At 41.9% G+C, this 10358-nt stretch carries 6 protein-coding genes and 1 pseudogene; 5 read left to right on the forward strand and 2 right to left on the reverse strand.

Annotated features, from left to right (window positions below):
• Both FKQ60_RS17825 and FKQ60_RS16670 read left to right on the forward strand, forming a co-directional pair.
• A pseudogene (locus tag FKQ60_RS17825) lies at positions 1 to 90 on the forward strand (RNA-directed DNA polymerase); the annotation flags it as partial.
• Positions 91 to 407: 317 nt separating this feature from the next.
• Positions 408 to 2825 carry a M9 family metallopeptidase gene (locus FKQ60_RS16670; RefSeq protein WP_170905403.1) on the forward strand — a complete coding sequence of 806 codons (2418 nt, stop codon included), beginning with the start codon at positions 408 to 410 and terminating at the stop codon, positions 2823 to 2825.
• A gap of 122 nt (positions 2826 to 2947) precedes the next feature.
• On the opposite strand, the gene FKQ60_RS16675 is transcribed toward FKQ60_RS16670, so the two are convergent.
• The gene (locus FKQ60_RS16675; RefSeq protein ID WP_170905404.1) at positions 2948 to 3724 is read right to left on the reverse strand and encodes a RelA/SpoT domain-containing protein; all 777 of its coding nucleotides are present in this window, start codon (positions 3722 to 3724) and stop codon (positions 2948 to 2950) included.
• Between the two features lie 326 nt (positions 3725 to 4050).
• Between FKQ60_RS16675 and FKQ60_RS16680 the strand changes: the two genes are divergently transcribed.
• Both FKQ60_RS16680 and FKQ60_RS16685 read left to right on the forward strand, forming a co-directional pair.
• Positions 4051 to 4698 (forward strand): thiopurine S-methyltransferase, encoded by a 648-nt coding sequence (locus FKQ60_RS16680; protein ID WP_170905405.1) that lies wholly within the window; start codon positions 4051 to 4053, stop codon positions 4696 to 4698.
• A 123-nt stretch (positions 4699 to 4821) separates the two neighbouring features.
• Positions 4822 to 6126 carry a PAS domain-containing methyl-accepting chemotaxis protein gene (locus FKQ60_RS16685; RefSeq protein WP_170905406.1) on the forward strand — a complete coding sequence of 435 codons (1305 nt, stop codon included), beginning with the start codon at positions 4822 to 4824 and terminating at the stop codon, positions 6124 to 6126.
• A gap of 82 nt (positions 6127 to 6208) precedes the next feature.
• Here FKQ60_RS16685 and purT read toward each other — a convergent pair whose 3' ends face one another.
• Positions 6209 to 7384, reverse strand: coding sequence for a formate-dependent phosphoribosylglycinamide formyltransferase (purT, locus tag FKQ60_RS16690; protein ID WP_170905407.1), 1176 nt, complete (start codon positions 7382 to 7384; stop codon positions 6209 to 6211).
• A gap of 324 nt (positions 7385 to 7708) precedes the next feature.
• Between purT and FKQ60_RS16695 the strand changes: the two genes are divergently transcribed.
• Positions 7709 to 10234, forward strand: coding sequence for an EAL domain-containing protein (locus tag FKQ60_RS16695; RefSeq protein ID WP_249374304.1), 2526 nt, complete (start codon positions 7709 to 7711; stop codon positions 10232 to 10234).
• The last annotated feature ends 124 nt before the right edge of the window (positions 10235 to 10358 follow it).

Genomic DNA, 10358 nt, shown 5'->3' on the forward strand with positions numbered 1-10358 from the left:
TTGGGGTTATACTCATTGTTGGAAGGGTATGAAACATTGAAAATCTATTCGGAACCGCCGTATGCGATCCACGCTTGTACGGTGGTGTGAGAGGACGGCGGGAGTGATCCCGCCTCCTACTCGATTACTTAACCTGTTGATAGAAAAGCCTTTCTTAACTTCTGTTTTGGAAGCAGTCTCTTGTTTTCAAATAAACCCAGTTTCATATCCCCGCCGTTATCCGTATAACCACGCCTCTGTTCAATCAATAATAAAGCGCCTAAGTTTAAGCTTACCTAAGCAACTGGATGCTACTAATGTCTGTACCGTCTTAATAGGCTATAGAATGGCCTTCTATGAATGGCGTACCTAATTAGGTTTTTATCCAAGTCGTTAGGAAAGCTCACTTACGCTTTGGAGTGAGTTATATGGTTCCTTTTTCTTTACGTCGTCAACATCCATTAATGCTAGCCTGTTTATTGGCTTTTTCTTCGGCCAGTTTAGCTGATAACCATTGTTATTTTTCTGAATTAGCTCAGGCCGATGATCGGTTAGCCAGTATTAAACATGCAGACCACACTTGCTATAGTTCATGGTATAGCGCTGGAGTAGATAGCCTCAACGATTTATACAGCGAGCAGAGTATTGCAGCCATTCAGCGTGACTTAATGACTCACGTTGGTCAGTATCAAGGGCAGGCGGATCAAGCGAAGATCATTAATAATTTAAGTGAATTTATTCGTGCTGCTTATTATGTGCGTTTTTATGCCCAAGGTGAACATCAGCCATTTTCTCAAGCATTAAACGAGCGAATTGCACAAACAATCAATCAGTTTCTGCGCTCTCCTCATGTGGTTAATCAAGGCCGAGAACAAGTTAGTGCCTTTAAAAACATGAGTTTGATGGCGGATAGCATTAAACAACTGCCATTGACGATGGACAGTATGATGGCGTTATTAGAGCACTTTACCCCCGATACTGCGCAAAATACTCAATGGGTTGATGGCTTAAATAATTTATTTAGAGCTATGGCCGGTCATATCGGACGAGATGAGTTTTATCAATATTTAGCTCACAATCCACAACATATTGATACTTTGGAGCGGTTTGCGCAAAACAATCAGTGGGCATTAACCACCGACGCAAAATTTTTAGTTTTTAATGCGATTCGAGAAACAGGACGGTTACTGGCTTCCTCTCAGTTAGTTACTCGCCAACAAGCGAAACAAGTGATGCTGGATACGTTACAACGTTACCCGTTAGGTAGTGAACATGAAACGCTATGGTTGGCAGCGGTAGAGATGCTCCAGCACTTCGCCCCAGAAGCGATTGCCGATATAAATATAGAAGCGCAAAAAGATAACCTAGCAGCGCGTATATTACCTAATTGGCACCAATGTGATGGCCCAGCGATTGTTCGTTCGCAAGATTTGACCATACAACAAGAGCGTGAAGTCTGTTCGGTTCTCAACGCGAAAGAGCAAGATTTCCATCAGGTTATCAACAGCGGTGGTCTACCGGTAGCCGACGATTTGAATGACAAAGTAGAAGTTGTGGTGTTTGCGAATAACCAAAGTTACGTCGATTATTCCGCATTTTTGTTTAATAACACGACGGATAATGGTGGTCAGTATCTAGAGGGCAATCCAGCCGAGCCGAATAATCGAGCACGATTTATCGCTTATCGCTATGCTAACGGTGAAGATGCGCTATCAATTCTTAACCTTGAACATGAATATGTCCACTATTTGGATGGACGATTTAACTTATATGGCGGTTTTGGCGAAAACCTTGCTCATGGACATATTGTCTGGTGGTTAGAAGGTTTTGCGGAATACATGCATTATAAACAAGGTTACGATGCTGCTATTCGCACGATTCAACAGGGGAAAATGAGCCTTTCTGATGTTATGGCGACCACCTATTCTCACGATACTAATCGTATTTATCGTTGGGGTTATCTCGCAGTGCGCTATATGTTAGAAGTGCATCCTCAAGAGGTGGATCGCTTGCTGGCGTTGGCAAGACAAGGTCAATATGCACAGTGGGCAGAAGTGGTGAAACAATTAGGTACTCAATATGATGAGGACTTTTCGCGCTGGTTGGATACCTTAAATATTGATGAGCAACCCTCGATTGATCCAACACCTGAGCAGCCACAAGAGGCACAACCGATAGAGTTAGAGGCTAATCAAGCGATAATATTGCACGGTAATTATCTTTCTGAGCAACTCTATTATATTGATGTTCCTGAGCGCACGTTAAGCTTTGAGGTTACGATTGATGGGCAAGGTGATGCGGACTTATACATGAGTTATGAAAAAGTCGCTCATTATTATGATTATCAATTCAGTAATGTTGCCCTTGGTAGTAATGAGAGATTAAGTTTTAAGCCTCAAGCGGATGGTTATGTACAAGCTGGTCGTTATTATATTAGTGTCACTGGGAGAGCGGCATTTTCTGATGTCAAGCTATTGGCACAGATCCAATATGACCAAACTAGCACCCCAAGCCATGAAGTTGACGATTTGAACCCGATACGCCTTGAGGCTGAGGTCAAACAGAACTTAATGGTGAATCAGCGTCGTTATGCAGCGATTTACGTCCCTGAAGGTGTTCAACGTGTCCAAATATGGATGACGCCAACACAATCCACCACGAATAATGTTGATCTCTTTGCAAGCCAAGTCACATGGCCAAGTAGAGATGACTATCAATGGAACTCTGTGCGATCAGACAGTCATGAATATCTATCGATGCCAATAGAAAAAGCCGGTTATATCTACTTCACTTTGGATGCGCAAGCACGAGGTGAGAATGTTGACTTAGTGGCTTATTTCGATTAATCACGATAAAAATCATTGAACTCAGTTTAGTTTGCTCAAAAACTAACGAGTTCATAGACAAAACATCAACAAAAGAACGCAGAGCCATCTAGACTCTGCGTTCTTTATTGTGATCGAGATAATTAAGCCGCTTGGATATTTGTCGTAATGTACGGCTGCCAAGCCTGTTGATATAAGTTGAGAGATTGATGGCGAATTTGATGGATTTTGGCTACTTCCCAATCGGTCAGTTGTCTTTGCTCTTGGCTGGCGTTACGTTCGATATGCTGTATTTGTTCGTATAAAGCATGCTCTGGGCCACTTTTGACTTCCGCGATGGCTTTTAAGTGCAATTGAACTTCGGCAATAATTTTACTTTTTGGTAATTCGACTAAGAGATTTAAATCACGGTAGCCAGAGGCTGCTGGTGTTTTAAAGCGATTTTTTACTTTCACGATCCTCGCTTCGCGTCCTAACACCTCATAAGCTTCGACTAAACTTGGTACATCGTCAGCAATGATGGTCGCGCGTGCTAAATCAGTAATTCGTTCTGGTTGGCCATTGAGTTCTAATGCGATTTTTTCGAGCGCTCTTGAACGAGATTTAGTTCCAGAAAATAGGGCTTGAGCCGATGTGAGCATTGCAGTACCAGTACATAAGGCTTCTAGCTCTAGTTGAGCGTCACTCGCTTTTTGATAAAGTTCATCAAAGTTACTGTATGGTTGGATGACCGAGTGATGCGTGCTTTGGATACCGTATAAACCACTTAAACTATGCTTAAAGCGTTGGGCATTGATTTCATTTTGATATTCTCCTTGGGGCGTTTGAGACGATACATTGACCGGAATGGTTGCGGCGAAGGCAGGGGCTCGGCTTAACATGAATAGCATGAGGGCCGTCGTTCTTAGCAATAGACTCATTCATTCTCCTTAGCTTGCGTTGTTTAGGTCAAAAGAAGGACTTAAAAGAACGCTAATCCAACAACAAACAGAAGCCACTAAGGTTTAAGTTGGGGTGACTGAAACGAATTCAACCTAAAGTATCTTCTCTATTTCAATAATATGGCTTTGGTCACAGTGTTGAGACTCTTGATTGGGTCCACAGTTCCGCATTCGAATGTAAAGAAATGTATATCCTTCACATTTGATGTTGAGCCCTATTGATGACAACAGCATAATACAGCCTTTTGCGTACTTTAGCGTATCAGTAAGCTAGTCGTCTTTGAATAATACAATGGTTGAGAAAAATGAGAGATCCAGAATTTTGGCATAACAAATGGGCGGCGAATCAGCTTGGTTTCCATCTTGATGACGTTAATCCATTACTCATGGAATATTGGTCAGCGACGTTACCCCAACGTAGTGATAACGTTTTTGTTCCTTTGTGTGGAAAAAGTGAAGACTTAGTCTGGCTAGCCGCTAGACATGATGAGGTTCAAGGTGTTGAGCTTAGCCCAATAGCAGTAAGAGCCTTTTTTGCTGAACATTTTTATACGCCATTAGTGACTCAACTGTCTGCACAGCATGAGAGTTATCAATTTGATGAACTGACTCTTTATACTGGGGATATTTTTACCGCGCCATTGACTCCGGTTGATATTATTTATGATCGCGCGGCCTTAATCGCTCTCCCAGAAGAGATGCGAGTACACTATGCTGAGCGCTTAAAAAGCTTACTGAAGCCGGGAGGTAGAATATTGCTGATCAGTTTGGATTACCCTCAAGAAGAGCGCAGTGGCCCACCATTTAGTGTTAATGAACAAGAAATTCGTCAGTTATTTAATGGCTTTGATATCCAACGTTTAGCTCGTGATGAAGTGGATGCACAGAATCCGGAAAGCGTCAAAAAAGGAGTCAGTTATTTTGCTGAAGAGGTCTGGTTAATAAAAACATAAAGAGCCAAGGCTTTTCGGCATAATGATATAAACTGTAATCAAGGATTTGTTAATTAGGCTCTATTTTGAGCCTCAGCCTCAGCCTCAGCCTCAGCCTTAGCCGTAGATAATAAGGATCGTTTTATGTTTTTTAATCAGCAGTCCAAACAATTAAAACAAGTTACTCAAGAGCGTGACCAGTTAATCGCTGCGGGCGATATTCTTGGGGCAATCGGTAATCATACCGCTTACATCGAGTTTACCCCCCGAGGTGAAGTGTTATCTGCGAATAAGCTTTTCTTACAAGTCACAGGGTATGGTTTAGAAGAGATTAAAGGGCATCATCATCGAATGTTCTGTGCTAAAAAACTGAGTGATTCACCTGCTTACTCAACTTTTTGGCAGCAGCTTGCTCAAGGGCAATCTCAATCGGGAACGTTCAGTCGTTTAACCAAAAGCGGGCAAGAAATTTGGATCGAAGCGACCTATATACCGATTAAAAATCAGCAAGGTAAAGTCTATAAGGTGATTAAAATTGCCAGTGATGTGACTAAAGCGAAACAAAAATTAGATTCGCAGGCGGCCGTTTTTAATGCTGTGGATAAATCGATGGCGGTGATCTCTTTCACACCGGATGGGACAATTATTGAAGCCAATAAAAATTTCTTAACGGCACTTGGTTATCAATTGAATGAGATTGTCGGTAAACATCATCGTATTTTTTGCGATGAATCATTTCATCAAGAACACCCTAAATTCTGGAGCGAATTAGCGAAAGGCAAGTTTCAATCAGGATTATTTAAACGCTTGACTAAGTATGGTGAGGAAATTTGGATAGAAGCGACCTACAATCCGATTTTTGATGATCAAGGTAAGATCGTTCGAGTTACTAAATTTGCTAGTGATATAACCGATAGAATACAAAGGTCAAAACGGATAGAAGAGGCGACTCTGATTGCCGAGCAGCGTTCTCAAGAAACGGTTTCTCTAACTCATGATGGTTCAAAAATGGTGGCCGATGCGGCTGCTAGTGCACAAGATATTGAAGCTACGGTCAATAAAGCCAATGAGCTAATGGGGCAGTTAGCTGGGCAATCTAAACAGATTGTGCAAATTGTGACCACCATTTCTAGTATCGCTGATCAAACCAACTTATTGGCGTTGAATGCGGCGATTGAAGCGGCGAGGGCTGGCGAGTATGGCCGTGGATTTGCGGTCGTTGCCGATGAAGTCCGCTCACTTGCAGCCAACACCTCTAAAGCGACCGATGAAATCAGTGCCATTGTAAAAAGAAATACCGAATTAACGACAACCTCAGAAGCGAGTTTAGACAGTGTGCGTTCCAAGGTGACAGAGTGTAATAACCAGTTAAGTATTACCAAAACATTGATTGAAGAAATACGTAAGGGTGCGGTGTACGTTGCGGAGACGATAGAAAAAATCAAATAGTGTTGCCGTTCTCATTACTGATCATAATGAGAACGCTGTTTTTGTTATCGACACGATTTATTGTTGAGTGACAGTAATACGATTAGTACTCAATACTAATCGCTTTAGCGCATTCTATGGCTCGATCTGTGGCTTCGGTCGTCGTTTTACCACGTGTTAAAGCGACACCTAAACGACGACGCCCATTAATCTCAGGTTTCGCAAATAGACGAACCTGAGCGGTTGGTACACTCAGCGCATCATCCAATCCTGAAAATTGGATGTTGTTTGAGATACCTTGACCAAGAATAGCGGCTGAAGCTGAAGGCCCATATTGAGTTATCGCTCCGACGGGTAAACCGATAAAAGCCCGCACGTGCAGTGCAAATTCCGATAAATCTTGCGAAATCATCGTCACCATACCAGTATCGTGTGGTCGAGGGGAGACCTCATTGAAAATGACTTGGTCGCCTTTGACGAACAATTCAACACCAAATAATCCATAGCCACCAAGCGCATTAACAATTTCCTCGGCAACATATTCAGCGGCTTTTAAGGCATTTTCGGACATTGCTTGTGGCTGCCAAGACTCACGATAATCACCCTCTTCTTGTCGGTGACCGATAGGGGCGCAAAAATGGACACCATCGATAGCGCGAATCGTTAATAAGGTGATTTCATAATCAAAATCAACAAAACCTTCGACGATTACTCGACCTGCACCTGAACGTCCGCCTTGTTGAGCATAGTGCCATGCTTGTTCAATATCTTCTGGGCTTTTTAAAACACTTTGACCTTTACCAGAAGAGCTCATGATCGGTTTACAGACACAAGGTAAGCCAATTTGCTCGACAGCGAGCACGAATTGCTCATAGCTATCAGCAAATTGATAATTGGAGGTTGGTAGCGATAGCTGCTCAGCCGCGAGACGGCGAATGCCTTCTCGATTCATCGTCAATTGAGTCGCTTTAGCGGTTGGGATAACCGTGAAACCTTGTGTTTCTAATTCGAGCAGCTTATCCGTGGCGATGGCTTCCACTTCAGGCACGATATAGTGAGGTTGCTCTTGCTCGATGACTTGCTGCAGCGCTTGAGGATCAAGCATATCGAATACATGGTAGCGATGTGCGACTTGCATTGCAGGGGCATTCGCATAGCGATCACAAGCAATGACTTCTAAACCAAGACGTTGACATTCAATAGCGACTTCCTTACCGAGTTCGCCTGAACCAAGTAATAGCACCCGTGTTGCACTATTGAGAGTAGCCGTTCCCAACATAAAGAATCCTTATTCATACTCAATGCCCAGATGACATTGACTTTCGCTTGAGAGATAAAAACAGCGGCAATGATACTGGAACAGCATGAAAAAGAAAACGTTTGCGGCATAAGGTAACACTCGATTATCGATCGTTAAAACCTCAACGGCATAGGCCTCATAACGGAAAAATGTTCAGAGATAGTCCATACTGTTGGTATTGAAATAAGTGAAATGGATGGTTTTAGTCGGATACTTAACTTATCGTGGAGCAATATCACGTTACGTGTCGGTTTTAGCAACTAAAATCGGATATCTAAGAGCGATGTTAATGAAGAGACGACGATGATCCGTAAGGTTAATTTAGAAATAAAGACAGCTTTACTTTTTGCTCTAGGTTTAGTTGGCGTAGTACTCAGTAGTTTATTGCTGACTCGGTATTTTTTCTTATATAGCTTATATGAGTTAGAAAATATGGAGGTTAGACGAGCGAGCACTCAGGCCTCATCGGTAATTGAATCAATTATTAAGAGTCAAGAAGAGGCCTCTTATGATTGGGCTCATTGGGATGAAACTTATTTGTTTTTGATTGATAAGGATACGGTTTACGTCGAACGTAATTTAACACAGGAAAGCCTAGATATTTTAGGTGTTGATATTATGGTGTTTCTTAAGCCGATGGGAACGCTTTCGTTAGCCTATGGACGCTTTTCAGACTCAGAGGTTAGCCACATTACCGATCAAATGCTGAATTCGGACAGTGTGACAGAATATTTACATTTGATGGAAAGACGAAGAGATAGTGATAAACAAAGTTTTTCCGGTCTTATTCGTGTTGATCAGCAACTATGGGTTATAAGCCTCACATCAGTAAGAGATAATAGTGGTCAAAGTGACATGGTCGGTTGGATGCTTTGGGCTCAAGATTTGACCGCACGTTTTCCTGAACGTTATCAAGCGATTTTAATGGCTGACAATCAACTGATTACCGATTCTGAAGCACTAACATGGTGGACAGAGGTGAGTGTTTCGGAACCTTCATTGGTCATTGAGCGAACAGAACAGTTTTTAACGCATTATTCTCTACTTAAAAGCGCTGTAAATGAGCCGATTGGTGTCTTAAAAACCATAGAACCCAGAATGTATTTTCAACAAGCGAAAATAGTTTTCTTTCGTTTGATCGTAGTGATGACGGTGGTTACAAGTGCTATTGCTCTAGGAATGTACGGTATTTTTTGGATAACCGTCAGTAAACGATTTAGTTATTTTGAGAAGGGGATGCAAAGCTTATTAAGCTCGGTCGATGCTCCGATAAAGAACAAACACACTGATGAGTTTGATCGTATTACTCAATGGGTGAGTGCACTTGCAGAGTCTTCAACACAAACTCAAGAAAAACTGCAAGAAACACTACAAAAATTTGACGCATTATACCATGGACATACGGTTGGGATGATCCTATTAACTGATAAGATCATCGTGGATGTCAGCCCTACCTTGTTAATGTTGTTAGGGTTTCAACGTGAGCAACTGATTGGGCAACCGATAGGCAGTATCTGTGGATGCCACAATACTCAATGTGGCTCCGATCAATTTTATCGTTTACTCAGTCAAGGGCAGCATCACTTTGAAACAGCCATGAAGCGCAGTAATGGTACTGAGATCATCTGTTCGGTGGAAGCGGCGTTACTCAATGATCGTGATCAAACGTCTATTATGTTATCGGTGAAGGATATCAGTGAGCAAAAGCAGCAAGCGGCATTAATCCAAACCTTAACCCATTATGATCCCGTTTCAGGTTTATTAAATCGTCCTACGTTGGTGGACAATGCGAATCAATTATTACTTAATCACCCTCCGGTTAGTATTCTTTACTTATACGCAGCACGATTAAAAGAGATAGAGGCGGTATATGGTCATGATTATTATGATAGGGCTGTGCAGCATCTTGCGACGACTTTAAAACATACATTTCCTGATCTCTCGATAGGACGGGTGAGTGAGCATGCCTTTATGGTATTGAGTACGGATTCCCAAGATGAGTTAATACAAAAGGGCAATCGCATTTTAACGATTTATCGCCAGAAAATTGTGCTAGAAGATATTGAGTGCGATCTTGGCTTAAAAGCGACTTTAGTCTCTTCGTCTATTGGAGTGAAGGATTTTGAGCGTTTATCTCGTGGTGCTGATTATGCGGCGACTCACCATCGCTCCAGTGTATTTGTCACTATGGTCAGTGCAGAAGATACTCAACGCGCAGAGACATTATTAGTGATACATCGAGATATTATCTCTGCGCTAAAAGAAGGCCAATTTATGGCCTATTATCAGCCGATTGTAAAAGCCTCATCGGGTGAATTAGTAGGTTTTGAAGCGCTTGCTCGTTGGCAGCATCCACAGCTTGGTTTGCTTTTCCCTGAAGTTTTTATTCCTGTGGCTGAGCAGAGAAAATTAATTGTTGAGCTCGGAGAGCAAATCCTTGATAAAGCTTGCCAATTTATTCAGAGTTTACCTCACCATGAAAGTCATCATTTGAGTATTCATGTCAATATTTCCAGTCCACATTTTCATCATAATAGCTTAGTTGATACATTAAAACGTCTGATTCATCATTACCAACTGCATCCTAGGCAACTGGTGCTTGAATTAACAGAAAGTATTTTATTGGGTGCAGAAGAAGATATCATTCAACGGATGCAAACCATTAAAGCTCTAGGAGTGCAACTTGCCCTCGATGATTTTGGTACCGGTTATTCTTCTTTTAGTTCGTTGTGTAATTTCCCATTAGACATTGTTAAATTGGACAAATCTTATATTGATCGTCTGGAAGATAATCAAAAAGCGCAAATACTGATTAAAAATATTATCTAACCTGAACTCTGGATAAGAAACTGAGCTGGCAGAGGAACTAATTGCTCGTTCCCCGATCTGATCATTCGACCAAAAGGAACAGATACCTCCAAGGAAAGAGCATGGACAAATTAATTGAAACCTT

This window comes from Vibrio sp. A11 (genome assembly GCF_013048705.1).
Classification (GTDB): Bacteria; Pseudomonadota; Gammaproteobacteria; order Enterobacterales; family Vibrionaceae; genus Vibrio; species Vibrio metschnikovii.

Excerpts from the sequence above, each read along its gene's own strand:
- FKQ60_RS16670 (WP_170905403.1), top strand. The coding sequence starts at position 408 with ATGGTTCCTTTTTCTTTACGTCGTCAACATCCATTAATGCTAGCCTGT.
- FKQ60_RS16680 (WP_170905405.1), top strand. The coding sequence starts at position 4,051 with ATGAGAGATCCAGAATTTTGGCATAACAAATGGGCGGCGAATCAGCTT.
- FKQ60_RS16685 (WP_170905406.1), top strand. The coding sequence starts at position 4,822 with ATGTTTTTTAATCAGCAGTCCAAACAATTAAAACAAGTTACTCAAGAG.
- purT (WP_170905407.1), bottom strand. The coding sequence starts at position 7,384 with ATGTTGGGAACGGCTACTCTCAATAGTGCAACACGGGTGCTATTACTT.
- FKQ60_RS16675 (WP_170905404.1), bottom strand. The coding sequence starts at position 3,724 with ATGAGTCTATTGCTAAGAACGACGGCCCTCATGCTATTCATGTTAAGC.
- FKQ60_RS16695 (WP_249374304.1), top strand. The coding sequence starts at position 7,709 with ATGATCCGTAAGGTTAATTTAGAAATAAAGACAGCTTTACTTTTTGCT.